Genomic DNA, 24,009 nt, shown 5'->3' on the forward strand with positions numbered 1-24,009 from the left:
AGTCTCCGGGGCATCGATTCCGGGTGGGCGATACTGGGTTCGAACCAGTGACCTCTTCGGTGTGAACGAAGCGCTCTCCCACTGAGCTAATCGCCCGGACGCAGGGCAAACATTACCCCATGTCAGTGGCTCCGCCGGACCGCTTCCACGGTCACTGGTCGATCTTCCAGGGCATGACGAATCCGAACTTCCACAGGTATATGCCGGCCAGTACGGCCATGATCGCCAGACCGACGCTCGTCAGGATGACGTTGCGTCTGCGTACCTTCGGATCGAGTGCTTTCTGCGCCGCTTCGGTGACCTTGCGTCGCGTCCACCGGAGCACCAGTTGTGCCCAGACGAATTCGGTCGCCCAGATCGCCATACCGCCGAAGATGATGAGCCAGCCGGGACCGGGCAGGGGCAGCAGCACCACGCCCACGCCGACCACCGCGAGCCCGACGACGAATACGCCGACCTGCCAGCTCATATGGAGCGTCTTCGAACTCTTGATAAAGCCGGGAGCGCGTGAGCCGAGCTCTCGCACCGGCGGCTCCTCAGTCAATTCCCCCGTGGATTTCACTGTCGTCGGTATGACGACATCCCCCCGCTCGTCACTCTCCGCATGCATGACTACCAACCTACCGGACGCCGAGTCGTCACCGGAATGGCGGCATAAGTCGAAGTTACACACCGCTGTACGAGCTACCTGAAGGATCACAAAACAGACAGAGGGGTTTACAACGGCACCGTAGGTGGCATGTCGATTTCGCCGACGTGCGAATCCCCGAGCGCACACTGAGCGAAAGGCCCTGGCGCTTATGAACACCACGGTCAGCTGCGAGCTGCACCTGCGCCTCGTTGTATCGAGCGAGTCCTCACTGCCTGTACCCGCGGGCCTGCGGTATGACACGGCCGATCCTTATGCCGTGCACGCCACCTTCCACACCGGAGCCGAGGAGACGGTCGAGTGGGTGTTCGCCCGCGACCTTCTGGCCGAGGGGCTGCACAGGCCCACCGGCACAGGCGATGTCCGAGTCTGGCCCTCACGCAGCCAGGGCCAGGGCGTCGTCTGCATCGCACTCAGCTCCCCCGAAGGAGAGGCCCTGCTGGAGGCACCGGCGCGAGCCCTGGAATCCTTCCTCAAGCGAACCGACGCGGCGGTGCCACCGGGCACCGAGCATCGCCACTTCGACCTCGACACAGAGTTGTCTCACATCCTGGCCGAGAGCTGAGCCAGGCCGACAGCTGCTCGGCGCCGTCCGACTCGGGGAGACGGCGCCGTGCGGACAACCTCATACGGGCGGGCACCGACGCCGTCGCCGCGGAACCCACCGCGGCGACGGCGTCGGCGCGCTCCGCCGCTTTCCGGACACCCCCTAGGATCTGCGGGACCCGGCGGGCACCGGCCCGCAGCAGGCCAGGGAGCGAATCGTGCAGGTCCCCCACGACACCCGCAATGCCCTTGAGACCGTCGTCAGTCTCGTGAACACCGTCCCCGAGGCCGACGGCACGGACGGGCTCGCCGACGTCGAGGCCCTGTACGGCTTCGCACAGGCCCATCGGATGAGCGGGGTCGGTGACCTCGGGCCCCGCGATCTGCGGGCCGTGCGGGACGTGCGTACGCGCTTCGCCGAGGTCTTCGCCGCGGCCGGTCCCCGCGAGGCGTCCCAGCTGCTGAACGAGCTGGTGGCCGCCGCCGGGACGACCCCGCAGCTGACCGATCACGACGGCTACGACTGGCACGTGCACTACTTCGCGCCGGACGCGTCGATGGCCGACCATCTGGCCGCCGACTGCGGCATGGCGCTCGCTTTCATCGTGGTGGCGGGCGAACAGGAACGGCTGCGGCGCTGCGAGGCGCCGGACTGCGGGCACGCCTTCGTCGATCTCTCGCGCAACCGCTCCCGCCGTTACTGCGACAGCCGCACCTGCGGCAACAGACTGCATGTGGCCGCCTACCGCGCGCGCCGCAGAGAAGCGGCCGGCTGAGCGTCACAGCAGGAACAGATCGTGGATCGCCGCCATCAGCAGGAGGGTGCCGATCACCGTCAGAAAGATCATCAACGGCGGCTGGGAGAGCGCGAAGAGACAACCGCGCGGCTCTTCGGTGGGTGCGGGGGTTCGGCCCCGTGAGGTATCGAGCATCGCGGGGTGATCATGACGCAGGCGAAGGGCAGCCGAACAACCAACACGCGTCCGGGTGAGGCGAGTTCGTCAGATTCCCGGGAAACGTCCAACCCCTGAGACGGTCGGGCCGCCGGGAGGGCTTCCGGTCAGATGCCGTGCTTCTTGAGGATGGCCTCGACATCGCTGAAGTCGTCGCCGGAGTCGGTGCCGCCGGACTTCTTCGCCTTGGCCGGCCGCGGCTGCGCCGCGGGCGCCGTGGACGCGCCGAGCGAGGGCGCGGAGGCCGCAGGCGCGACCGCTTCGCGCTGCGCAGCCCTGGCCGCCGCCTTGCGTTCCTTACGGGTGCCGGCTCCGGCGCGTCGCTCCACCATCCGTGTCGTCATGAACAGCAGCCACGAGAATCCGAGGAGTCCGACACCGACCCAGGCGGTCGGGCTGAACGCCTTGTCGGCGAGCCACTGGACCACCCCGGTCATCACCAGCGCGACCGGTACCAGCGAGTACGCCGCGATCCTGGTCGCGGTGAGGAAACGCTTGCGGTAGGCGGTGATCGCCGCGATGCCGAGGCCGGCAGCGGACACCGCGGAACAAATGGTCTCGGCAATCATCCGGTCCTCCAGGCGTGCGCGCCGTCGTCGGTCGTGGTCAGCTCTCGTCCCGTGTCGGCCCGCGCCGACATGTCGACCCTTCCATCCTGCACCCCCCGGCACGGTACGGGCCACGGTGCGGAGTCACCTCAGGGAGATCTCCGGGGTCCGCCTCCTCCCCAGGTCCCGGTCAGAAGCGCGGGCGGGGACCTGGAAGACTGGGCGCATGAGTGACTCCCCCACCGCCGGCCCCGTCGTGCTCGACGTCTGGTGCGAGCTCGAGTGCGTCGACTGCCACACCGCCCTGGCGGACCTGCGCGCGCTGCGGGCGCGCTACGGAGACCGGCTCGACATCCGGCTGCGGCACTTCCCCCTGGAGAAGCACCGGCACGCGTTCGCCGCCGCCCAGGCGGCCGAGGAGGCGCTGGAGCAGGGCCAGGGCTGGCCCTACGCCGAGGCCGTGCTGGCCCGCCACACGGAGCTGGCCGCCCGGGGCGAGCCGCTGCTGGTCGAGGTCGCCCGTGAACTCCGCCTGGACGACGAGGAGTTCGACACCGCGCTGATCGACGGCCGGCACACCCTGATCGTCGACGCCGACCAGGCCGAGGGCAAGGCGATCGGCGTGACCGGCACGCCCACGTATGTCATCGACGGCGAACGGCTCGACGGCGGAAAGAGCCAGGAAGGGCTGCGCGAGCGTATCGAGGAGATCGCGGACCGGCTGCTCGCCGGGGGGTGACACCCGCTCCCCCGAAGCGGGTGTGGAGCCCGGGGCCCGCTCAGAGCAGCGGTTTGAAGACGTTGTGGTGTGTGGTGGCGTACCCGAGCGATTCGTAGAGACCGATCGCCGGGGTGTTGCCCGCGAAGACGTGCAGGCCGAGCATGCCCGCGCCCGTACGGTGGACGATCCGCTCGGCGTGCAGCATCAGCGCGCGGCCGTAGCCCTTGCCGCGCTTCTCCGCCTCCACCTCCACGTCGTAGACGAAGGGGATCTCCTGGCCGGGGGCGATCTCCCGGCTGCCCACCCAGACGTGTCCGACGACGTCCTCGTCGTGGACCAGTACCTCGATCCGGGTGCCGGGGGTGGCCAGGCCCTCGGAGAGGTTGTCGGCGCGGCTGGCCTCGGCCTTGGCGCGGGCCTGTTCAGGCGGCAGGCCCCGGTCGATCCAGCTCTGCCGGAAGCCTTCGAACAAGCGCTTTTCCCAGACCGCGTACTCCGCCTCGTCCATCGGTCTGCCGCTGACACCGGGCCGCGGGACCGGGGGCTCCTGGGCGAGCTCCTTGACCATGTTCCTGCTGCGCTCGGTGTAGCCCAGGGTCTCCAGCAGGGGCCGTACGCCGTCGGCCTCGGCCGGGACGGAGGCGACCACCTGGCCGCAGCCCCAGCCGCGGAGCACCTCCTCGGCGGCCAGCGCGGCGATCGTGCCACGGCCCCGGCGCCGGTCGGCCTCGCCGATCCGCAGCCGGCGCAGGACCCCCGCCGGGGTGCCGAAGGCACCGTCCATGGCGAGTTCGATCACGCCCACGGGGCGGCTGTTGTCACACACGTCGTAGGTGCGTGACTTCATTGCGTCATCGGTCTGCTGAAGCGGCCCGGTCGGCCGCAGAGTGGTGGTCATCGGAGGAGTTGTACCCATCTCAGGGGTACGCGTCATCAGGTTTTACGGATCCAGGTCGCTCGCCGCGCGCTCGTCGAAGACGCGCATGGCCTTGGCGGTGACCGGGCCGGGGGCGCCGGGCAGTTCACGGCCGTCGAGGCGGTGGACGGCCTGCACGTCGCGCAGCGACGAGGTCACGAAGATCTCGTCGGCCCGGTCGAGCACGTCGAACGGCATCCGCGTCTCATGGGCCCCGCACCACTCCACCGTCAGCGCCCGGGTGATACCGGCCAGACAGCCCGAGGAGACGGGCGGGGTGTGCAGCTGCCCGTCGAGTACGACGAAGACGTTGGAGCCCGTGCCCTCGCACAGGTCCCCGACGGTGTTGGCGAACAGCGCCTCGGAGGCATCCTGTTCGCGGGCCCGGGCGAGGGCGACGACGTTCTCGGCGTACGACGTGGTCTTGAGCCCGGTCACGGCGCCGCGTTCGTTGCGGGTCCAGGGGACGGTGATCACCGCGGTGGTGTCCGGGCGGCGCGTCGTCTCCCCGACGGCCACGACCAGCGTCGGCCCGGTGTCACCACGGTCCGAGCCGAGCGGCGAGAGACCGCCGGTGTACGTGATGCGCAGCCGGCCCATCGGAACGGGATCGGCCTCCAGGACCGCGGCGCACGCCGCGCGCACCTCGTCGTGGTCGGGATCGGGCAGTCCGAGACCGCGCGCCGAGCGGGTCAGCCGCTCCAGATGCCGGGTGAGGGCGAAGGTCCGGCCCTGGACCGTCTTCACCGTCTCGAAGATTCCGTCGCCCACCGTCAGCCCGTGGTCGAGCACGGACACCTGTGCGGCATCGGCCGCCCGCAGTCCGCCGTTGACCCAGATCATCATCTACCCGGTCCTTCCCGTCGCCTCGTACACTCCCGACGCTACCGCCAGCAGCCGCGAAGCCTTGAGCTCCGTCTCCCGCCATTCACGCTCGGGGTCGGACCCCCAGGTGATGCCCGCGCCGGTGCCGAAGCGGACGACGGGCCCCCGCGCCGGGTCGCGCTCTATCCAGAACGTCCTTATCCCGACGGCGAGTTCGGCCGTGCCACGGTCGGCGTCCACCCAGCCGACCGCGCCGCAGTACGGCCCGCGAGGGGCGGTCTCCAGCTCCTCGATGATCTTCAAAGCGCTGGATTTCGGCGCGCCGGTGACCGACCCGGGCGGGAATGTCGCAACCAGCAGCTCCGGCCAGCCCGCGCCATCGGCGAGCTCGCCGCGTACCGACGACACGAGATGGACGAGGCCGGGATGGGGCTCGACGGCGCAGAGGGACGGCACGGTCACCGATCCGGTGGCGCAGACACGGCCCAGGTCGTTGCGGACGAGGTCCACGATCATCACGTTCTCGGCGTGGTCCTTCTCCAGCAGGTCGGCGGCGGTCCGGCCGGTGCCCTTGATCGGCCCGGACTCCACGGTACGGCCGGTGCGGCGGAGGTAGAGCTCCGGGGACGCGGTGGCGATCTCCACGCCGTGCGCGGGGAGCCGGATCGTACCGGCGTACGGGGCGGGGTTGCCGCGCGCCAGAAGGGCGGTCAGCGCGTCGACGTCGGCCGCGGCCGGGTCGGGCAGCGGCGCCGTCATGACCCGGCAGAGGTTCGCCTGGTAGACCTCGCCGGCGGCGATGAGTTCACGCACGCGCCGTACGCCGGAGACGTACGCGGTCCGGTCGAGCGAGGACGTCCAGTCGCCCGGCCCGGGACCCCGCCACCGTCCGGGGACGGGCGAGGGCACCGGTTCACGGCGGACGTCGCCGAACCGGGCGCAGGTCAGGCGGCCTTCGAAGTCCATGGCGACGGCCCAGAAGCCGGTGGAGTCCAGGGCTTCCGGGTCGCGGGTGACATCGCGCAGATCGGTGGCGAGAAGATCACCGAAGCGGGCCAGCGGAGGAAGGTCGTGCACGATGGTGAGTCTAGGGCGGGTGGTCCGAGACGCCGCGAACGTGTCACGACGGCGGTGGTGAAGGTGCCGCAGCGTGAACGCACGGCAGCACGCTGCACAAACGCGTTTTTGTACTGGCCCCGTAATCCGCTAGAGTTCACCACGTCGCCGGGCCGCGCAGTAGGGACCGGGAAACGGCACGCGGACGTAGCTCAGTTGGTAGAGCGCAACCTTGCCAAGGTTGAGGTCGCCAGTTCGAACCTGGTCGTCCGCTCGAGATGGGGGATCCCTTCCCGCCCCCGTACTCCTGGTGGAGTGGCCGAGAGGCGAGGCAACGGCCTGCAAAGCCGTCTACACGGGTTCAAATCCCGTCTCCACCTCCAAGGACGATTAGCTCAGCGGGAGAGCGCTTCCCTGACACGGAAGAGGTCACTGGTTCAATCCCAGTATCGTCCACTGGATCCACTTGGATTCCCGCGCGATTAGCTCAGCGGGAGAGCGCTTCCCTGACACGGAAGAGGTCACTGGTTCAATCCCAGTATCGCGCACGCAGTACACGCGGGGTCACCCTGCGCGATTAGCTCAGCGGGAGAGCGCTTCCCTGACACGGAAGAGGTCACTGGTTCAATCCCAGTATCGCGCACAGCCCGAAGCCCCCGGCCTCTCCGGCCGGGGGCTTCGTCGTGCCCGGGGCTCACTCAGGAGGAGAAGAGCATCCGGCCGAAGCCCTTCTGACGGTGGTGCCCGCCGTGGCCGCCGTGGTGGCCGCCGCCGTGCGGCGCGCCCCACGCGGGAGCCGGCGCCGCCTGCGGGGGGTACCCGCCGGGCGCCGCGGGCGGCGGCGGGGCCTGCTGTCCCCACTGCGCCTCAAGACGGGTGAGGGACTCCAGCTCGCCGTAGTCGAGGAAGATCCCACGGCAGCCGCTGCACTGCTCTATCTGGACACCGTTGCGGTTGTAGGTATGCATCGCTGCATGACACTTGGGGCACTGCATTGATCGGCTCAGCTCCTCGCCGTTCGGTCGGCTTCGCCGGAATGCCTCCCGGCGACGGTCCGTTCACCTTACGACGAGGGCCCTGTCGCCAACTCCGTTATGAGTGTGGCAATCCGGGCACAGGACTCGATCATCGTCGCCTCCACCTCGTCCAGGTCACGGCCCTGCTCGGCCGACTTGGCGACGGCCAGGGCGGCGGTCTGGACGGTGAGGACGCGGGCGGGGATGTCCAGCCGGGGCCAGGGGTCGCCGTCGGGCGGTACGGCGGAACCGCCCGCCGACCGGTAGGCGCCGAGGAAGCGCTGCCACTCGTCGGGGGCCAGCAGTCCGGCGGCGTACCAGGCGGCTGGGCGGGCCAAGTCCCAGGCGGCGTCGCCGAGTCCGAGGTCGTCCACGTCGATCAGCAGCCAGGGGCCGTCCGGTACGGGGTGCCGTACGAGCTGGCCGAGATGCAGGTCCCCGTGGCAGAGCGAGCCGCCCTCGGGGGCGGGCGCCTCGCCCCTGGCCCAGGCGGGCAGCCCCGCCCAGGCGCGCTCCACGTCCGCCCCGGCCGGGTGGCGTCCGGCGGCCCGCATCCGGGAGAGTGCCTGGGCGGCCTTGAGGGGGCCGCGCGTCGGCGGGACGGCCAACGGGGCGAGGGCGGCGGGCGGTACCGCGTGCAGCCGGGCCAGCAGCGTCGCCGCCTCCTCCCAGGGCGCTTCGTCGGGGCGGTCGGGGTCGACGGGGACGCCGTAGGGCCAGGCGGTGACGGGACGGCCCGAGACCTGCGGGGTGGGCACCGGGAGCGGAGGCAGCAGGATGCCGGTGAGCAGCGGGTGGGCGGCGACGGCGAGCCGGGCGCGGTGTCCCGCCGGGTCGGTGGCGGGCGCGTGCGCCTTGGCGACGGCGGACTCGTGCCGTACGACCGTGGCATCCGGCCGGTCGGCCAGTACGGTCTCGTCGCGTCCGCAGGCGTCGCAGAGCACCGGGGGTGCCACGGGCGGGTGGCCGGCGCCCGGGTGGGCGGCGTGACGGGCGGCGGCGGTGAGCGCGCGGACGACGGAGGGGCCCGTACCCGAGGTGCCGGTCGCGGATGTGGTCACGGTGGTGTCCCCCGAAGCGATGTGTTTCAGCCGGGAGCTTACGCCGGGCGCCGTCGAAGGGGCGTCCCAGCGGGATCCGGAACGGGTCCGGACAGCGCGATGGCCGGTCAGCTCCCCAGCTGACCGGCCAAACGCTGCCGTCCGCCGCACCCCCGTCCCCACGGGGTTGTTGGCCGGATGTCTACGATTCGGGCCGCTCTCCCGAACCTGGGGCGCCGCTCAGCGCCCCAGCATCACGCCCACGGACGACGCTTGTGTGACCACTGCGTCCCAGCCGCCGAAGACGACGACCAGCAGGGCCGCGAGAGGGAGGACCATGGCCGTGGCCACCAGGGGGTGGCGCGGACCGGAACTCCGCCCGCCGAACGCGTCGAATGCTCTGCGTCCCTGCGTGCGGATCATCGCTCGCGATGCCGTGTCGGCCATGGTCCTTCTCCCGTCGTGTTCTGGCAGCGGCGAGTGTCTGACCTCGGGGGACGAGTGCTGCACCCGCCGCTTGAGAACAACATTAGGCAAGCGCCGTACCTGGGTCGTCATGCCCGCGTACCGATTGCCGGGCCTCCCGGAGGATGACCGGTACCCCCGCCGCGTACTCCCCTGGGTGGAGAGGGCGGCCTAGGCCTTGGGGTCTTCCCCGAGGGGACGCTCCGAGAGGTCCTCCCTGGGGACCGGCTGCTCCACCAGAGCGAGCACGCGCGTGGCCATGAATCGCGCCGTGCGCACCACCGAGCCGTTGCGGGTGACTTCACTCACTTCCACCACTCCTCGACGCACCGCCGTCTCCACCCGGCGGCCTGCCCGACTTGCCACGACTTCGTAGGTACGCGTCGTGTCACCCGCGTCCACCACTATCTCCACGCGGTCACCCTTCATTGATCCAATCCCCCTTCTGCGACCGACCTTTGAGATCTCGCACGGGCCCGACAACCTTGGATCCACGGTCCCCTGACCACCTTTCAAGTTTCTCACCCAGCACTGACAATCGATCCGTCCGTGAGGGCGCGGCCTATGAGCGCCCCGGGGCGCGGGTACGTAAGCTGTGCCACGTCACACGGACGACCGGGCAGCGGGGATGGACATGGCGATGATGCGGCTCCGGCGCGAGGACCCGCGTGTCGTCGGTTCGTTCAGGCTTCACCGGAGGCTGGGCCAGGGCGGCATGGGCGTGGTCTATCTGGGTTCGGACCGGCGCGGGCAGCGGGTCGCGCTGAAGGTGATCAGGCCCGATCTCGCCGAGGACCAGGAGTTCCGCTCGCGGTTCGCCCGCGAGGTCTCGGCCGCCCGACGGATCCGCGGGGGCTGCACGGCCCGGCTGGTGGCCGCCGATCTCGACGCGGACCGGCCGTGGTTCGCCACCCAGTACGTTCCAGGGCCCTCCCTGCACGACAAGGTGGCCGAGGACGGGCCGCTGTCCGCCGCCGAGGTCGCCTCCGTCGGAGCCGCGCTCTCCGAGGGGCTGCTGGCCGTGCACGAGGCGGGGGTCGTCCACCGGGACCTGAAGCCTTCGAACATCCTGCTCTCCCCCAAGGGCCCGCGCATCATCGACTTCGGGATCGCCTGGGCGACGGGGGCGAGCACGCTCACGCACGTCGGTACGGCGGTGGGATCGCCCGGCTTCCTGGCGCCCGAGCAGGTGCGTGGCGCGGCCGTCACCCCGTCGACCGACGTCTTCGCGCTGGGCGCGACGCTGGCCTATGCCGCGACGGCCGACTCGCCCTTCGGGCACGGCAGTTCGGAGGTCATGCTCTACCGGGTGGTGCACGAGGAGGCGCAGCTGTACGGGGTGCCTGACGCGCTGGCGCCGCTGGTGCGGGCCTGTCTGGCGAAGGACCCCGAGGAGCGGCCGACCACGCTCCAGCTGTCGATGCGGCTCAAGGAGATCGCGGCGCGGGAGGCGCAGGGGCTGCCGGACGGACGGCCGCCCGTACAGCGGGAACGGAACGGGCACGACGTGGCGACGGGCCGGATCCCGGAGCGTACGGCGCGGATGCCGCAGCGGACCGAGCGGGCGGAGCGCTCCGAGCGTTCGGAGCGGGCCGAGCGGCAGGACCGTACGGACCGGTCCACCCAGGGCCGTACGGCGAGCGGGCAGGACCCCCGTCCGCACGGGAGCCGTGGTTCGGCGCCGCGCACGGGCGGCGGGCGCCCGCCGAGGCCCCGTGAGGGCTCGCCCCGTACCGGCTCACGTACCGGCGGCCGGCCCGGCTCCAGGCCCGGAGCGCGTACGACATCGGGCGGGCGGAGCGGGCGCAGACCGGCCAATCCGCGGCTGCTGCGTCAGCGGCTGATCGTCTTCGTCGTGGTGACGCTGATCGTCGCCCTGGGGATCGCTGCCGCGCAGCAGTTGTAAGAAGGGCGCCTCGGACCGGATCAGCCTCGGGGACGCGTCATGTAGAAGGCGACGGCCGAGGTGGCGGCGACGTTGAGGGAGTCCACCCCGGCGTCCATCGGGATGCTCACCCGCAGGTCGGCCGCGGCGAGGGCGCCGGCCGTCAGTCCGTCGCCCTCCGTACCGAAGAGGAGCGCCAGCCTGTCGTCGCGCCGCTCCGCCAGTTCGTCGAGGGTGATCGACCTGTCGTCCAGACAGAGCGCCGCGGTGACGAATCCGGCCTCGCGCAGAAGCTCGGCGTCCTTCGGCCAGGATTCCAGCCGGGTCCAGGGGACCTGGAGGACGGCGCCCATGGAGACCTTCACGGACCGGCGGTAGAGCGGGTCGGCGCAGCGTGGGGTGAGCAGGACCGCGTCGACGCCGAGCGCCGCGGCGTTGCGGAAGGCGGCGCCGAGGTTGGCATGGTCGACCATGTCCTCGAAGACGACGGCGCGGCGTGCCGTGCGCAGCAGATCGGCGGGCGGCGGCAGGGGCTTGCGGTGCATGGAGGCGAGCGCGCCTCGGTGGACGTGGTAGCCGGTGACGCGTTCGGCGAGGTCGGGGGCGACCTCGTAGACGGGCGCGGCGGTCCGGTCGATGACATCGGCCATGACGTGGGTCCACTTGGCCGTCAGGAGCATGGACCGCATCTCGTAACCGGCTGCCACGGCGCGGCGGATGACCTTCTCGCCCTCGGCGATGAACAGGCCCTCGGCGGGCTCGCGGCGGCGGCGGAGCTCGACGTCCGTGAGGCCGGTGTAGTCGGCGAGGCGGGGGTCGGCCGAGCCGTCGGGGGTCGCTTCGACGGTGACGATCTCAGCCACGGCCGGCCTCGCCGCCGCCTCCGGTGCCGCCTCCCGTGCCGACCGAGACCACGTCGCCGATGACGATGACGGCCGGGGGCCGTACGTCCTCCGTACGGACGGCTTCGGCGGTCGTTCCCAGTGTCGCGTCGACGCGGCGCTGGGTCGCGGTGGTGCCTTCCTGGATCAGCGCCACGGGGGTGGCGGGCGGCCTGCCGTGGGCGATCAAGGTCTGGGCGATGGCGCCGATCTTGTCGACGGCCATCAGCAGGACGAGCGTGCCGCGCAGCCGGGCGAGCGCGGGCCAGTCGACCAGGGAGCGCGGGTCGTCGGGGGCGACATGGCCGCTGACGACCGTGAACTCGTGCGCCACGCCCCGGTGGGTGACGGGGATGCCGGCCGCGCCGGGGACGCTGATGGAGCTGGAGATGCCGGGGACGACGGTGCAGGCGATACCCGCCTCGGCGAGCGCCTGGGCCTCCTCCATGCCGCGGCCGAAGACGAAGGGGTCGCCGCCCTTGAGCCGTACGACGGCCTTGCCCGCCTTGGCGTGCTCGATCAGCGCGTTGTTGATCGCCTCCTGGGCCATGTAGCGGCCGTACGGGATCTTCGCGGCGTCGATCACCTCGACGTGCGGCGGGAGTTCGTCCAGGAGGTCGCGCGGGCCGAGGCGGTCGGCGATGACGACGTCGGCCTCGGCGAGGAGGCGCCGGCCGCGGACGGTGATCAGCTCGGGGTCGCCGGGGCCGCCGCCGACGAGAGCGACGCCGGGGGTCCTGGTGCGGTGGCGCGGGGCGACGAGGGTGCCGTCGCGCAGGCCCTCGACGATGGCGTCACGCACGCCGGCCGAGCGCCGGGGGTCGCGTCCGGTGAGGACGGCGACGGTGACGCCCTCGCTGCGGCCGGTGGCCGGGGTCCAGGCGGTGGCGGCCCCGGCGTCGTCGCTCCGTACGCACCAGGTCCTGTTCCGCTCGGCCTCGGCGGAGGCGCGGGTGTTGGCCTCGGTGTCGCTGGAGGCGACCAGGACGTACCAGGCGTCGGCGAGGTCGCCCTCGGCGTACGGGCGGCGTTCCCAGCGCAGTTCGCCGGTGTCGGCCATGGCTTCCACGGAGGGCGTCGCGGTCGGCGAGACGAGCAGGATGTCGGCGCCGGTCGCGATGAGGGCCGGCAGCCGGCGCTGGGCGACCTGTCCGCCCCCGATGACGACGACGCGCCGCCCTGCCAGACGGAGTCCGACGGGGTAGGCGGGATGCTCGGCCATGGCGGTACGGGCTCCTCTGGGGACGGTGCGGGGTGGGGACTCGGGGCGGTGAAGGTGCTGGTGGGACGCGGTTCCAGCTTAGTGGGGCCGGGGATTGCCCCGGTCGGGCGGTGATCAGGGGTGGCGGGGCGGCCCGTACGGGGTCCGGGCGCGAGCGGAGCGGCCCCGCTCCCGTGCGCGGGCGGCGGGAGCCGCTCCCCCCACCCGCCCCTTCCCGGGACCGGAGCTCGGCCCCGGGCCCGGTACGGCCTTCGGCCGTACCCTCACACGCCGGACGGGCTGATTTCCGGGGCTCCGCCCCGGGCCCGCCCGTCCCGCTACTTCTCCGTCACTCCCGCCGAGTCGAACGTGGCCACCTCGTGCATGGCGCGTGCCGCGCTCTGGACCACCGGGAGCGCCAGCAGGGCGCCCGTGCCCTCGCCAAGGCGGAGGTCGAGGTCGACCAGGGGGCGCAGGCCCAGCTTGTTGAGCGCCGCGACATGGCCCGGTTCGGCGCTGCGGTGGCCCGCGATACAGGCTGCCAGCGCCTCCGGGGCGATGGCGCGCGCGACGAGGGCGGCGGCCCCCGCGCTCACCCCATCGAGGATGACCGGCGTACGCAGTGACGCGCCGCCGAGCAGGAAACCGACGAGCGCCGCCTGCTCCAGGCCGCCGAAGGCCGCGAGGACTCCGATGGGGTCGGCGGGGTCGGGGCGGTGGAGTTCGAGACCGCGCCGGACGACGTCGATCTTGCGCGCGTGCATCTCGTCGTTGATGCCCGTGCCGCGTCCGGTGACCTCGGACGGGTCCAGGTCCGTGTAGACCGAGATCAGCGCGGCGCAGGCGGTGGTGTTCGCGATGCCCATCTCGCCGGTGAGCAGGCCCTTGTTGCCCGCCGCCACCAGATCGCGGGCGGTCTCGATGCCCACGTCGATCGCGGCCAGCACCTCTTCGCGGGTCAGCGCGGGCCCGGTGGTGAAGTCGGCGGTGCCCGCGCGGACTTTTCGGGGCAACAGGCCCGGTGTGGCGGGCAGTTCGCCCGCGACGCCGACGTCGATGACGCAGACCTCGGCACCGACCTGATTGGCGAAGGCGTTGCAGACAGCCCCGCCGCCGAGGAAGTTGGCGACCATCTGCGCCGTCACCTCCTGGGGCCAGTGGGTGACGCCCTGCGCGTGCACACCGTGGTCACCCGCGAAGACCGCGACGGCCGCGGGCTCCGGGATCGGTGGCGGGCACATCCGGGAAAGGCCGCTGAGCTGCGCGGAGATGATCTCCAGCATGCCCAGCGCCCCGGCGGGCTTGGTCATCCGCTTCTGCCGCTCCCACGCCTCGCCGAGGGCCTTGGCGTCGAGCGGGCGGATACCGGCGATGGTCTCCTTCAGGAGGTCGTGCGGCTCCTCGCCGGGCAGGGCCCGGCGGCCGTACGTCTCCTCGTGGACGACCCAGGAGAGCGGGCGGCGCTTGGACCAGCCCGCCTGTGTCAGCTCGGGCTCCTCCGGGAACTCGTCGACGTATCCCACGCACAGATACGCCACGACGTCCAGGTGCTCGGGGAGACCGAGCGCGCGGACCATCTCGCGCTCGTCGAAGAAGCTGACCCAGCCGACGCCGAGTCCTTCGGCGCGGGCGGCGAGCCACAGGTTCTCGACGGCGAGGGCCGAGGAGTACGGCGCCATCTGCGGCTGCGTGTGGCGGCCGAGTGTGTGCCGGCCGCCGCGCGTGGGGTCGGCCGTGACGACGATGTTCACCGGGGTGTCGAGGATGGCCTCGATCTTCAGTTCCTTGAACTGCTTGGCCCGGCCCTTGGGCAGCGACTTGGCGAACGCGTCGCGCTGGCGCTGCGCCAGTTCGTGCATGGTCTGGCGGGTCTCGGCGGAACGGATGACGACGAAGTCCCAGGGCTGCGAGTGGCCGACGCTGGGGGCGGTGTGCGCGGCTTCCAGGACGCGCAGCAGCACCTCGTGCGGGATCGGGTCGGAGCGGAAGCCGTTGCGGATGTCACGGCGCTCACGCATGACGCGCAGGACGGCCTCGCGCTCGGCGTCGTCGTAACCGGGCGCGGGAGGTGACGCGTCGTCGGCGACGGCCGGGGACGGGTCGTGCCCGCCGTCGGGGACGGGGGCCGGGGCCGCGACGGGGGCGGGGAGGGGCTCGGGCTCGGGCTCCGTCACCGGGACGGGAGCCGCTTCGGCCGCCGGGGCGGGCTCGGGTGTCGGGGCGGGCTCCGGTGTCGGGGCGGGCTCCGGTGTCGGGGCGGGCTCGGGTGTCGGGGCGGGCTCCGCCACCACCGCGAGCGGTACCGGCTCGGGCTCCGACTCGGGCTCGGGCTCCGGCTCCGCGAGTACGGGCTCGGGCTGTACGGGCTCCGGCTCGGGCTCGGGCCGCGTTTCGGCGACCGCCGACGGCTCGACCGGATCGACCGGCGCGGGCGTTTCGGGTGCCGCGCCGGGCAGCGCTATCGGCTCGCGCTTCTCCTCGGCTTCGACCGGCTCGACGACCGGGGCCTCCTCCACCACCGTGTCGGGTACGGGAGCAGGGACGGGCTCTTCGACCACCGGGACTTCGGCGACCGGCTCGGGCGCCGGCTCGGGCTGGAGCGAAGGCTCGGGCTCGGGTTCCGGGGCCGGCTCGGGCTTCTCGGCCACCGGCTCCGGCACGGCTTCCGGCACCGGCACCGGCACCGGCGACGGCTCCGGAACCGCGACCCGCACCGGCTCTTGGACGGGCTCGCGGGCGAACTCCGGCCCGAAATCGGGCACGACCGTTTCTGCGGCAGACTCGGGAACGGCTTCGTCGGCCACCACCCGCGGTTCGGCGACCGCTTCCGCGACCGCGACCGCGGCCTCCGCCACCGGCGTCTCGGACTGCGGCGGCAGTGACGCCCACGGGTCCGCGCCCTGCGCGGGAATCGCGCCGAGTTGCGGCCCGGGCAGCGCGCCCGCCTCCTCGCGCGGGATGTCCAGATACTCGGGGCCGGTGGTCGGCGGCCCCTGCGTCCGTACCCGCACCGGGGCGGGCGGCGTACTCCGGGGACCGCGGTCGGCGAGCGAACGGACCACCCCACCCGTGGAGTCGGGAATCGGGGGGCCCAGGTGCAGCGGTCGGCGCGCGGGCGGCGGAGTCGGCGTGGACGTGGCGGTCGCGGCCCGTACGGCCCCTACGTCCACGGAGCCCGAGTCCCGGCCACCGGCCTCATGGGCGCCCGGTTCGGGAGCGGCGGGTGCCGTCGCCCCCTCGGCCGCCGCGGGCGCGGGGACCTCCGCGGCTTCCTGCGGCGCCTCCCGCACGGCCTCCTGGGCCGGTTCGGGGGCGGGGTGCGCGACGGGGTCCGGAACGGGGGCCTCCGCGGGCGCGTACGCCTCCGGCGCGAACTCCGCCTGCGGGGCGACGGGCTGCGCGGGCTGCACGGGCTGCGCGGCTTGCTCGGGCATCTGGGCCAGGTTCGGCGCCGGATACTCCGAAAGGCTCTCGGGCGCGGGCACGTGCTGGAACTCCGGCGGCGTCCCGTACGACACCTGGCCGTGCCCCAGCGGGTCGGAGTGCTGCGGCTCGGGCTCGGAGTACGCGGCCGGCGGGGCCGGTGAGAACTCGGCCCGGCCCACCACACCCTGGCCCACCACACCCTGGCCCACCGAAACGGGCTCCGGCTCGGGCACGGGCGCGGGCATGGCATGGGCGACCGGCGCGACCGGATCCGCCGGAGGGGGCACCGGCAGCGGATCGCCCCACGCGCCCTGCGAACTCGGCATCAGCAGAAGGTCGTCGTCCTCGGGAGAACTCTCGGAGGGGCCCAGGTAGGCGTAGGAGCCGGCAGCGGGGTCGCCCGGCTGCTCCACCATGCCTGCGTTCTCCGGCTGTCCCTTGTCCGGGATCTGGCCGGTGTCAGTCATGCGTACCCCTCGCCCATTGGTTGTGCTCCTTCGGCCCTTCGACCGGGGCGCCCGATTCGGCGGCGCTTCCGGCGCCCGTCAGTGACAACGAGCGTGGGCGCCGCGCGGCACGAATCGAGCCGCGGCCCTCACGTATTCTCGCGGCCGTCGGCGGCCAACACGCGGAGATCTGCGGCGGCCGTCTGTGGGCTGCGCCACGTTGCGCGACCCCCGGTGCAGCCGTACCACATGAGGGGCCAAAACGCCCCCCTTTTCCGGACATTGACGAACGAAGCGACGAACGCCCGGCTGCGGTACAACGATCGGTCAGCCTACCTCGCGACTCCGACAACGGGGTCAGGGGGCGCGGTCCGGCCGCTTTCCCGAGACCAGGAAAACCACCGAGCGTTCGCGCTCCGACCAGGCTTCGGTGTCCATGTCGACGGACTGGAGCAGCACGCATTCCACCGTGTAACCGCCCTCGCGCAAGGCGGTGCAGACGGCCTCCGCCTCGTCCCGCGTCGCCGCGTGGGTGACGATGCGCGCGGGCCTGCGGTCGGCGCAGGCGACGACGACGTCCACTCCCCCGCCACCGATGCGTACGACGTCGGGCTCGGGCAGATTCTCCAGAACCTGGGGCGCGCGGCCTTCCACGACTTCCAGTTGTACGCCGGCGCGCCGGGCGGCGGCCGCCGTGCTCGCGCAGGCCCCCGGTTCCGCGTCGACGGCGATCACGGCCGCGCCGAGGCGTCCCGCCTCCGCGGCGAGCGCGCCGCTGCCGGAGCCGATGTCCCAGACCAGATCGCCGGTACGGGCCCCGAGCCGGGCGAGTTGGGCCGCGCGCAGCCAGGTCGACTCGCCCTCGTCGAGTTCGACGCCGTACTCCTCGGAGGGCAGCGCCCAGCCCCGCACGGCGGGCGGGAACTCGGGGTCGTGTGCCGCGATCCAGCCGCCGGTGCGGACGGGCGCGGTGCCGATGCCGCCGACGACGATGACCACGTTGGGGTCGCGCCAGACGTGGTCGGCCGCCTTGTCCGAGGTCAGGACGGTCACCTGTTCGCGCTCGGTGCCCAGCTCCTCGCAGATCACGAAGGTGCGGTGAACTCCTTGCAGCAGCAGGGCGAGTTCGGCGGGCCCGGCGCCCGGGGACGTGAGGACGGCGACTTTGGTGTGCGCCCGGCACACGTTGACCGCGCGCCGGAGTGTGCGCTGGTGGGCGACCACCACCTGCGCGTCGTCCCAGGACATTCCGGCGCGGGCGAAGGCGGTCGCCACGGCGGAGACGGCGGGCACGACTTCGACCTCAAGGCCGTGCTCGGGTGCGCGCAGTGTGCGTACGACGCCGAAGAAGCCCGGGTCGCCGTCGGCGAGCACGACGGCGCTGCCGCGGTGTCCGGCGATCCTGCGGGCCGCGAGATCGACGCTGCCGAGGCGGATGCGTTCGGCGTCCGGCGGGATCTCCGGCAGGGTGAGATGGTGGGCGGCGCCCGCCACCAGTGTGGCGGCCGCGAGGGCGGACGTGGCCGCGGGCGCGAGGGGCGAGCCGTCCCAGCCGATCACCGTGACGCGGTCGGCCATCGTCGTCAGTCTCCCCGGAGGTCGTCAGGTCGTTTTGCCGCAGGGCGGAGCCGCTGCGGATCGGATGTCGCGTGTGGGGTCCGCACCGTGGCGGTGCGTGTGAGGGTAACCCGCCGGTCGTCGCGCGGTCCGCCGGGGGTCCTGGGAGAACCAGGGGGACGGGGAGAGCGCCGGGGTTCAGTTCCAGTCGGTGTAGGAGCCGTAGCCGCCCGCGTCCGCCATCTGGTCGGCCACGCCTTCGAGGTCTTCGGGCAGCAGGCTCCAGACGATGAGGTCCGTACGGATGTCGGTCCAGCCGCCGGACTCGGTCTGCGTCCGCGCTATCCACGCGTTGCGCAGAACGCCTTCGCTGATGCAGCCGGCCTTCTGCGCGACCTGCTGGGCAGCCGTGTTGTCGGCGGCGGTGCGCAACTCGATGCGTTCGAAGGTCTGGTCGCGGAAGAGCCACTGCGCGACGGCGAGCACCGACTCGGTGGCGTACCCCTCGCCACGCGCCCAGGGAGCGGTGACGTAGGAGATCTCGGTCGCCCGGGTGCGCCAGTTGGTGTTCTGGAGGCGTGCGAGGCCGACGAGGCGCTGGGTGAGGAACTCGGTGACGGCGAGGACCAGTCCGCGCCCCTCGGTGCGTTCCGCGGGAGCGATTCCGCGGACCCACTCCTCGGCGTCCCGGGTGGTGTACGGACAGGGCGCCGACGTCCACGCGATGACCGGTTCGTCGTTCATCATCTCGATGTGCGCCGGGATGTCCGCGTCCTCGAACGGGCGCAGCACCAGCCGCTCGGTGCTGATGGAGACGTCCGGAAAGGTGGTAGTCATGCGCAGCTCCATGCCTCAGTCCGTCGTAAATGCACAGCATGCAGCATCGGGTGAGCCCCGCACACGGGCGGGGTGCGCGGGGCTCACGCCGGATTGACGGCCGGGTTACGCGGACAAATTACGCGGGCGGGCCGAAGGCGGGCAGGACGGAGCCGTTCTTGTAGGAGTCCTCGATGAACTTCTTCACCTCGGGCGAGTTGAGGAGCTTCGCGAGCTTCAGCACCCGCGGGTCCTTCTCGTTGCCCTCCTTGACGGCGAGGAAGTTGGCGTACGGATTGTTCTCGGTCTTCTCCAGGGCCAGGGAGTCCACGGCCGGGTTGAGGTCCGCCTCGATGGCGTAGTTGCCGTTGATGACGGCGGCGTTCACGTCGTTCAGGGCCCGGGGCAGCGTGGCGGCCTCCAGCTCCTTGAACTTCAGGCCCTTGTCGTCCTTGATGTCGGCCAGGGTGCCGTTGCCCCCGACGCCGTCCGCGAGCGTGATCACGTCGTTGTCGGCGAGGAGCTTCAGGGCGCGGCCCTCGTTCACCGTGTCGTTGGGGATCGCCACCGTCTGGCCGGACTTGAGACCGCTGAGGTCCTTGACCGTCTTGGAGTAGAGGGCGAGCGGTTCCAGGTGGACATTGACGACGGGGACGATGTGGGTGTCGTTCTTCTTGTTGAAGTCGTCGAGGTAGGGCTTGTTCTGGAAGTAGTTGGCGTCGACCTCGCCGCTCTCGGTGGCGGTGTTCGGCAGGACGTAGTCCGTGAACTCCTTGACGTCGAGCTTGAGTCCGGCGTCCGCCGCCAGTTCGTCCTTGATGAAGTTCAGGATGTCGGCGTGCGGCGTGGGGGACGCGGCGACGAGCAGGGGCTTGGACTCGTCGGCCTTGGCCCCGTCCGCGGTCTTCTCGGCCGGGTCCGACGAGGTGCCGCAGGCGCTGAGGCCGATGGCGAGTGCGGTGGTGGCCGCGGCGGCGGCGATCTTGAGGTGAGTACGCACGAAGAGTGCCTCTTTCCGGTGTGGGTGCTTCGGGCCCGGACAAGGAGTGCGGGCCGGTGGGACATCTGGAGGGGGCGCGGCGGCGCCCGTCGGTCTATGCCGTTCGGGTCCGGCGGGTCAGCAGCCGTACGGCGAGATCGCCGAGCAGCTGGATCACGGTGACGATCAGGATCAGCACGACGACCGTGGCGATCATGAAGCCGTTCTCGAACCGCTGGAATCCGTAGGTGACGGCCTTGGAGCCGAGGCCTTCGCCACCGACCGCGCCGGCCATGGCCGAGTAGCCGATCAGCGCGATGACGGTGGTGGTCGTGCCGGAGACGATCGACGGCAGGGCCTGCGGCAGCAGCACCTTGCGGACGATGGTGGGGATGGAGCCGCCCATGGCCTGGACGGCTTCGACCAGTCCGTGGTCGACCTCCCGTATCGCCGTCTCGACGAGCCGGGCGAAGAAGGGGATCGCGCCGATGGCGAGCGGCACGATCATGGCCGTGGGGCCGATGAAGGTGCCGACGACAAAGGTCGTGAAGGGGATCAGCGCGATCAGCAGGATGATGAACGGCAGTGAGCGGCCGATGTTCACGATCACGCCGACGACCTTGTTGACGGGGGTGTTCTGGAGCAGCCCGCCCTTGTCGGTGAGAACGAGCAGGACCCCGAGCGGCAGTCCGCCGACGACGGTGACCAGCGCCGACCACAGCACCATGTAGAGGGTGTCGAGCGTCCCCTGGCTGAGCAGTGGCTGCATTTCGGACCAGGTCACTTGGCACCTTCCTCGGTGAGCGCGGCGGACGGCTCGGTGGCGTCGGGCAGGTCGGCGGTCGGGGGCACCCCGGCGACGGTTTCGGCCGTCTCCACGACCTCGACCTGAAGGCCCTGTTCGCGCAGGAAGCCGACGGGTACGACGTTCTCCTCGAAGGCGCCGGGCAGTTCGATGCGCATCCGGCCGATCTGGCGGCCGCCGACGGTGTCCATGGCCGCGCCGAGGATGGAGATGTCGATGTTGTAGGTGCGCGACAGCTGCGAGATGACGGGCTGGGTGGCGCTCTCGCCGTGGAAGGTGACGTCGATGACCGTGCTGCCGGGGCCGGCGACGGCTCCGTCGACCGGGAACAGCGCGCGGGCCAGCCGGGAGCCGGGGGTGGCGAGCAGTTCGCCGACCGTGCCGGACTCGGTGATGCGGCCCCTCTCCATCAGCGCGGCCGAGTCGCAGATCGTCTTGACGACCTCCATCTCGTGCGTGATCAGCAGGATGGTGAGGCCGAGCTGCTGGTTGATGTCGCGCAGGAGTCCCAGGATCGAGCGGGTGGTCTCGGGGTCGAGTGCGCTCGTCGCCTCGTCGGAGAGGAGCACCTTCGGGTTGCCCGCGAGCGCGCGTGCGATGCCGACGCGCTGCTTCTGGCCGCCGGAGAGCTGTGCCGGGTAGACCTTGGCCTTGTCGGCGAGGCCGACGAGGTCGAGCAGCTCCAGTGCCCTGGCCGAACGCTTCTGTGCGGAGTGGCCGAGGATCTCCAGCGGCAGCTCGACGTTGTCCTGGACGGTGCGCGACGACAGCAGGTTGAAGTGCTGGAAGACCATGCCGATGGAGCTGCGCGCGCGCCGCAGTTCCTTGCCTGCTCGCCGGCCGCGCCCGGCGAGCGCGGTCAGGTCGGTCCCGTCGACGGTCACGGTGCCGGCGGTGGGCCGTTCCAGGAGGTTGACGCAGCGGATGAGCGAGGACTTCCCGGCGCCGCTGCGGCCGACGACTCCGAAGACCTCGCCCTCGCGTACGTGCAGGTCGACGCCGTCGAGAGCGGTGATCTCTGGGCCGCGCGACCGGCCGGACCGATAGACCTTGGTCAGGCCCGTAGTGGTGATCACAGGGGGTTTCCGTCACTGTCGGGTGCGCGGCACGAAGGCCGGGCGGGGCAGGGGAGTTCGGGCGGTCCGACAGGCGCGGCGCGACACGGCACGTCCACTCGCGGCGGCTCACGGCCGTTCGCGGGTGCTGCGGTGGGTGACCGTGAGGCGCTGCCGGCGGGCGTACGTGGTCCGGGTGCGTGGCGTACGGGAGGTACGGACGTAACCGTGGACGTAGCGTCGCGTCTGTCGGGTCTCGCTTCGGGGCGCGAGGCTCAGGCAGGGGCCCTCAGTGGGCGCACATTCGACACAGACAACGAACACCGGGCGTCGTGATCGCCTCGGTCGCAAGGGTGCGGCTGTTCGTCGTGGTCATGTCGGTAAGTAAAGCAGACGTATATCCGGACTCCGGCCGACTGTCCGCATACCGAACGGCTCCCGAAGAGCCCTCCGCTTCTCGAAAACACCGCTCCGACCTGCACAAATACAGACGGGGGGGCGCGGACCGGGGTGCCGGTGGTGGGCTCGGAGCCGTCGTGGGCTGTGGCCAAGGCCACGGTCCCGCGGCCCGCCGCGTCCCGTGGCCGGTTCCTCGCAGGGGCGAGGACACCGGGCTTATCGGGCCGTAATAGTCTCGACCACATGCTTGTCGCCCTGACGATCGCGGTCTCCGTGGCCGCCCTCGCCCTCGCCGCCTGGTGCGGTCACGCCGCGTACCGGGACCAGCCCACCAAGGACTGGCACTTCATCGGCATGGCAGTGGTCACGGTGCTGGCGCTCGTCCAACTGGTCGTCGGCATCGTTCAGTTGGCGCGTGGCGAGGAACCGGCGGACGGCTCGGTGATCTTCGTCTCGTATCTGATCGGCGCGTTCGCGGCCGTACCGGCGGCCGGATTCCTGTCCCTCGCCGAGCGGACCCGCTGGGGCTCGGCGACGGTCTCGGCGGGCGCCGTCGTCCTCGCCGTACTCGAAGTGCGCCTGTACGACATCTGGGGAGGCTGACCATGGAGACCGGGACAGGGGCCGCGGCGAGCACGGACGGACGGCCGGCGGGACGCACCAGGCTGGTCCAGGGCCCCGGCCTGCTGCTCGTGTGGCTGTACGGGGTGATGTCGGTCGGCGCGGTGTCGCGGACGGCCTTCGAGATCTCCACCAAGTTCGACCGGGCACCCCTGGCGTACACGCTGTCGGGCGTCGCCGCCGTCGTCTACGTGTTCATCACCTACACGCTGGTGCGGGGCGGCGAGACCGCCCGCAAGGTGGCGCTGGTGTGCTGCGCGGGCGAACTCGTCGGTGTGCTCACCGTCGGGACCTGGACGGTCGTGGAACCCTCCGCCTTCCCCGACGCCACGGTCTGGTCGGGGTTCGGCTGGGGGTATCTCTTCATTCCCGTGCTGCTGCCGGTCACGGGGATGCTGTGGCTGCGCAGGTCCCGACGGGGTTGAGCGAGAGGCCCCGCCTCAGGCGCTGGCGGCGAAGGCTCCGGTGGCCGCCTCCTTCTCCAGCGTCACGAGCGTGAGACCGGGACCGGTCGGCTCGCTGGCCACCGGCGCGTACCCCTTGCTCCGGTACAGCCGGAGATTGCCCTCGCTGCGGTGGCCGGTGAAGAGCTGGAAGCGCTTGGCCGCGTCGTCGCCGGCGAAGCTGCCCTCTATCGCGTCGAGCAGCCGGCCGCCGAGACCGTGGTGCCGCATCCGTGGGTGAACGATGAGCTTGCCGATCCTGGCCGTACCCTCCGCGTCGACGACGCCCCGCACGGAGGCCACGACTTCGCCGCCGAGCTTGGCCACGAGCGCGTGGCCGCGGGCGATCTCTTCCTTGAGATCGTCAAGGGTCTGGGTCAACGGTTCGATGGTGTAGTCACCGTAGAGCTCCGCCTCGCTCTGGTAACACAGGTACTGAAGCTTGAGGATGTGTTCCGCGTCCTGTGCACTCGCTGCTGAGATGGTCACGCTCATGCCCATGTGTGCATGCCTCCCGCTCACCTGCTGCCGCCGGTTGTCTACCGCTCCTTTCCCCGGAGTTCAGGAGCTGCAACCTCTGTGATGAGCATTCTGCCCAGGCATCACAGGCATCCGGAACGCACTGACTCCAAACTCACCTGTGAGATACCCAACCCTCCTGTGATTTCACGGGTGGTGGGGCCGTCGGACGACAACTTCCCAGCCGTCGGCGCGGGATGGGGGCCAGGTGTACGTTCTGGGCTCTCACGCCCAACTCGGC

At 71.5% G+C, this 24,009-nt stretch carries 25 protein-coding genes and 6 tRNA genes; 11 read left to right on the forward strand and 20 right to left on the reverse strand.

Annotated elements, in window-relative coordinates; genetic code table 11:
* Positions 1–24 precede the first annotated feature (24 nt).
* A tRNA-Val gene (locus IEY79_RS21860) sits at positions 25–96 on the reverse strand.
* Positions 97–151: 55 nt separating this feature from the next.
* Positions 152–610: a TIGR02611 family protein gene (locus tag IEY79_RS21865; protein ID WP_189109256.1), complete on the reverse strand. Its 459-nt coding sequence runs from the start codon at positions 608–610 to the stop codon at positions 152–154.
* Positions 611–800: 190 nt separating this feature from the next.
* On the opposite strand from IEY79_RS21865, the gene IEY79_RS21870 reads away from it, so the two are divergent.
* Both IEY79_RS21870 and IEY79_RS21875 read left to right on the forward strand, forming a co-directional pair.
* Positions 801–1,214 carry an SsgA family sporulation/cell division regulator gene (locus tag IEY79_RS21870; RefSeq protein WP_023542925.1) on the forward strand — a complete coding sequence of 138 codons (414 nt, stop codon included), beginning with the start codon at positions 801–803 and terminating at the stop codon, positions 1,212–1,214.
* A gap of 199 nt (positions 1,215–1,413) precedes the next feature.
* Positions 1,414–1,971, forward strand: coding sequence for a CGNR zinc finger domain-containing protein (locus tag IEY79_RS21875; RefSeq protein WP_189109257.1), 558 nt, complete (start codon positions 1,414–1,416; stop codon positions 1,969–1,971).
* Between the two features lie 3 nt (positions 1,972–1,974).
* On the opposite strand, the gene IEY79_RS21880 is transcribed toward IEY79_RS21875, so the two are convergent.
* Both IEY79_RS21880 and IEY79_RS21885 read right to left on the reverse strand, forming a co-directional pair.
* The gene (locus IEY79_RS21880) at positions 1,975–2,127 is read right to left on the reverse strand and encodes a hypothetical protein (protein ID WP_189109258.1); all 153 of its coding nucleotides are present in this window, start codon (positions 2,125–2,127) and stop codon (positions 1,975–1,977) included.
* Positions 2,128–2,255: 128 nt separating this feature from the next.
* The gene (locus IEY79_RS21885) at positions 2,256–2,717 is read right to left on the reverse strand and encodes a hypothetical protein (RefSeq protein WP_189109259.1); all 462 of its coding nucleotides are present in this window, start codon (positions 2,715–2,717) and stop codon (positions 2,256–2,258) included.
* Positions 2,718–2,922: 205 nt separating this feature from the next.
* On the opposite strand from IEY79_RS21885, the gene IEY79_RS21890 reads away from it, so the two are divergent.
* The gene (locus IEY79_RS21890) at positions 2,923–3,435 is read left to right on the forward strand and encodes a DsbA family protein (RefSeq protein ID WP_189109260.1); all 513 of its coding nucleotides are present in this window, start codon (positions 2,923–2,925) and stop codon (positions 3,433–3,435) included.
* A gap of 40 nt (positions 3,436–3,475) precedes the next feature.
* On the opposite strand, the gene IEY79_RS21895 is transcribed toward IEY79_RS21890, so the two are convergent.
* The 3 genes from IEY79_RS21895 to IEY79_RS21905 are packed head-to-tail and all read right to left on the reverse strand — an operon-like array spanning position 3,476 to position 6,235.
* On the reverse strand, positions 3,476–4,315 hold the full coding sequence (locus IEY79_RS21895; RefSeq protein WP_189109261.1) for a GNAT family N-acetyltransferase: 840 nt from the start codon (positions 4,313–4,315) through the stop codon (positions 3,476–3,478).
* Between the two features lie 42 nt (positions 4,316–4,357).
* The gene (locus IEY79_RS21900; protein ID WP_189109262.1) at positions 4,358–5,179 is read right to left on the reverse strand and encodes an aminotransferase class IV; all 822 of its coding nucleotides are present in this window, start codon (positions 5,177–5,179) and stop codon (positions 4,358–4,360) included.
* The gene (locus tag IEY79_RS21905) at positions 5,180–6,235 is read right to left on the reverse strand and encodes a chorismate-binding protein (RefSeq protein WP_189109263.1); all 1,056 of its coding nucleotides are present in this window, start codon (positions 6,233–6,235) and stop codon (positions 5,180–5,182) included.
* 180 nt (positions 6,236–6,415) lie between these two features.
* Here IEY79_RS21905 and IEY79_RS21910 point away from each other — a divergent pair.
* From IEY79_RS21910 to IEY79_RS21930, 5 genes are all read left to right on the forward strand, one after another.
* Positions 6,416–6,488, forward strand: a tRNA-Gly gene (locus tag IEY79_RS21910).
* A gap of 35 nt (positions 6,489–6,523) precedes the next feature.
* Positions 6,524–6,597: transfer RNA gene (locus IEY79_RS21915), tRNA-Cys, on the forward strand.
* 1 nt (position 6,598) lies between these two features.
* Positions 6,599–6,670: transfer RNA gene (locus IEY79_RS21920), tRNA-Val, on the forward strand.
* 20 nt (positions 6,671–6,690) lie between these two features.
* Positions 6,691–6,762 (forward strand) — tRNA-Val (locus IEY79_RS21925).
* 23 nt (positions 6,763–6,785) lie between these two features.
* Positions 6,786–6,857, forward strand: a tRNA-Val gene (locus IEY79_RS21930).
* A gap of 55 nt (positions 6,858–6,912) precedes the next feature.
* Here IEY79_RS21930 and IEY79_RS21935 read toward each other — a convergent pair.
* The 4 genes from IEY79_RS21935 to IEY79_RS21950 all read right to left on the reverse strand — a co-directional run bounded on the left by IEY79_RS21935 (position 6,913) and on the right by IEY79_RS21950 (position 9,164).
* Positions 6,913–7,209 carry a TFIIB-type zinc ribbon-containing protein gene (locus IEY79_RS21935; RefSeq protein WP_189109264.1) on the reverse strand — a complete coding sequence of 99 codons (297 nt, stop codon included), beginning with the start codon at positions 7,207–7,209 and terminating at the stop codon, positions 6,913–6,915.
* Between the two features lie 68 nt (positions 7,210–7,277).
* Positions 7,278–8,291: a phosphotransferase family protein gene (locus IEY79_RS21940; protein WP_189109265.1), complete on the reverse strand. Its 1,014-nt coding sequence runs from the start codon at positions 8,289–8,291 to the stop codon at positions 7,278–7,280.
* A gap of 219 nt (positions 8,292–8,510) precedes the next feature.
* Positions 8,511–8,717, reverse strand: a complete 207-nt coding sequence (locus IEY79_RS21945; RefSeq protein ID WP_189109266.1) for a hypothetical protein — start codon at positions 8,715–8,717, stop codon at positions 8,511–8,513.
* Positions 8,718–8,906: 189 nt separating this feature from the next.
* Complete coding sequence (locus IEY79_RS21950; RefSeq protein WP_189109267.1) at positions 8,907–9,164, reverse strand: DUF8836 family protein; 258 nt, start codon at positions 9,162–9,164, stop codon at positions 8,907–8,909.
* Between the two features lie 205 nt (positions 9,165–9,369).
* On the opposite strand from IEY79_RS21950, the gene IEY79_RS21955 reads away from it, so the two are divergent.
* Positions 9,370–10,641, forward strand: coding sequence for a serine/threonine protein kinase (locus IEY79_RS21955; RefSeq protein WP_189109311.1), 1,272 nt, complete (start codon positions 9,370–9,372; stop codon positions 10,639–10,641).
* Between the two features lie 20 nt (positions 10,642–10,661).
* Here IEY79_RS21955 and IEY79_RS21960 read toward each other — a convergent pair whose 3' ends face one another.
* The 8 genes from IEY79_RS21960 to IEY79_RS21995 form a co-directional block, all read right to left on the reverse strand.
* Positions 10,662–11,483, reverse strand: coding sequence for a TrmH family RNA methyltransferase (locus tag IEY79_RS21960; RefSeq protein WP_189109268.1), 822 nt, complete (start codon positions 11,481–11,483; stop codon positions 10,662–10,664).
* A complete protein-coding gene (gene cobA, locus IEY79_RS21965) occupies positions 11,476–12,723 on the reverse strand; it encodes a uroporphyrinogen-III C-methyltransferase (RefSeq protein ID WP_189109269.1) in 1,248 nt (415 codons plus the stop codon). Before cobA ends, IEY79_RS21960 begins: the two co-directional genes overlap by 8 nt.
* A 317-nt stretch (positions 12,724–13,040) precedes the next feature.
* Positions 13,041–16,595, reverse strand: a complete 3,555-nt coding sequence (gene cobT / locus IEY79_RS21970) for a nicotinate-nucleotide--dimethylbenzimidazole phosphoribosyltransferase (RefSeq protein ID WP_189109270.1) — start codon at positions 16,593–16,595, stop codon at positions 13,041–13,043.
* A gap of 336 nt (positions 16,596–16,931) precedes the next feature.
* Positions 16,932–18,152 (reverse strand): precorrin-6y C5,15-methyltransferase (decarboxylating) subunit CbiE, encoded by a 1,221-nt coding sequence (gene cbiE / locus IEY79_RS21975; RefSeq protein WP_189109271.1) that lies wholly within the window; start codon positions 18,150–18,152, stop codon positions 16,932–16,934.
* 177 nt (positions 18,153–18,329) lie between these two features.
* Complete coding sequence (locus tag IEY79_RS21980) at positions 18,330–18,968, reverse strand: GNAT family N-acetyltransferase (protein ID WP_229701018.1); 639 nt, start codon at positions 18,966–18,968, stop codon at positions 18,330–18,332.
* Between the two features lie 118 nt (positions 18,969–19,086).
* Positions 19,087–19,947, reverse strand: a complete 861-nt coding sequence (locus IEY79_RS21985) for a MetQ/NlpA family ABC transporter substrate-binding protein (protein WP_189109273.1) — start codon at positions 19,945–19,947, stop codon at positions 19,087–19,089.
* A gap of 94 nt (positions 19,948–20,041) precedes the next feature.
* Entirely contained in the window at positions 20,042–20,710 is a 669-nt protein-coding gene (locus IEY79_RS21990; RefSeq protein ID WP_189109274.1) for a methionine ABC transporter permease, read from the reverse strand.
* A complete protein-coding gene (locus tag IEY79_RS21995; protein ID WP_189109275.1) occupies positions 20,707–21,807 on the reverse strand; it encodes a methionine ABC transporter ATP-binding protein in 1,101 nt (366 codons plus the stop codon). Before IEY79_RS21995 ends, IEY79_RS21990 begins: the two co-directional genes overlap by 4 nt.
* A 621-nt stretch (positions 21,808–22,428) precedes the next feature.
* On the opposite strand from IEY79_RS21995, the gene IEY79_RS22000 reads away from it, so the two are divergent.
* Positions 22,429–22,788 carry a hypothetical protein gene (locus tag IEY79_RS22000; RefSeq protein WP_189109276.1) on the forward strand — a complete coding sequence of 120 codons (360 nt, stop codon included), beginning with the start codon at positions 22,429–22,431 and terminating at the stop codon, positions 22,786–22,788.
* A 2-nt stretch (positions 22,789–22,790) separates the two neighbouring features.
* Positions 22,791–23,231, forward strand: a complete 441-nt coding sequence (locus tag IEY79_RS22005; RefSeq protein ID WP_189109277.1) for a hypothetical protein — start codon at positions 22,791–22,793, stop codon at positions 23,229–23,231.
* Positions 23,232–23,246: 15 nt separating this feature from the next.
* Here the strand turns inward: IEY79_RS22005 and IEY79_RS22010 are convergent, their stop codons facing one another.
* On the reverse strand, positions 23,247–23,750 hold the full coding sequence (locus IEY79_RS22010) for a GNAT family N-acetyltransferase (RefSeq protein ID WP_189109278.1): 504 nt from the start codon (positions 23,748–23,750) through the stop codon (positions 23,247–23,249).
* Between the last annotated feature and the right edge of the window lie 259 nt (positions 23,751–24,009).

The sequence above is a fragment of the Streptomyces camponoticapitis genome (genome assembly GCF_014646115.1).
In the GTDB taxonomy this organism is placed as follows: Bacteria; Actinomycetota; Actinomycetes; order Streptomycetales; family Streptomycetaceae; genus Streptomyces; species Streptomyces camponoticapitis.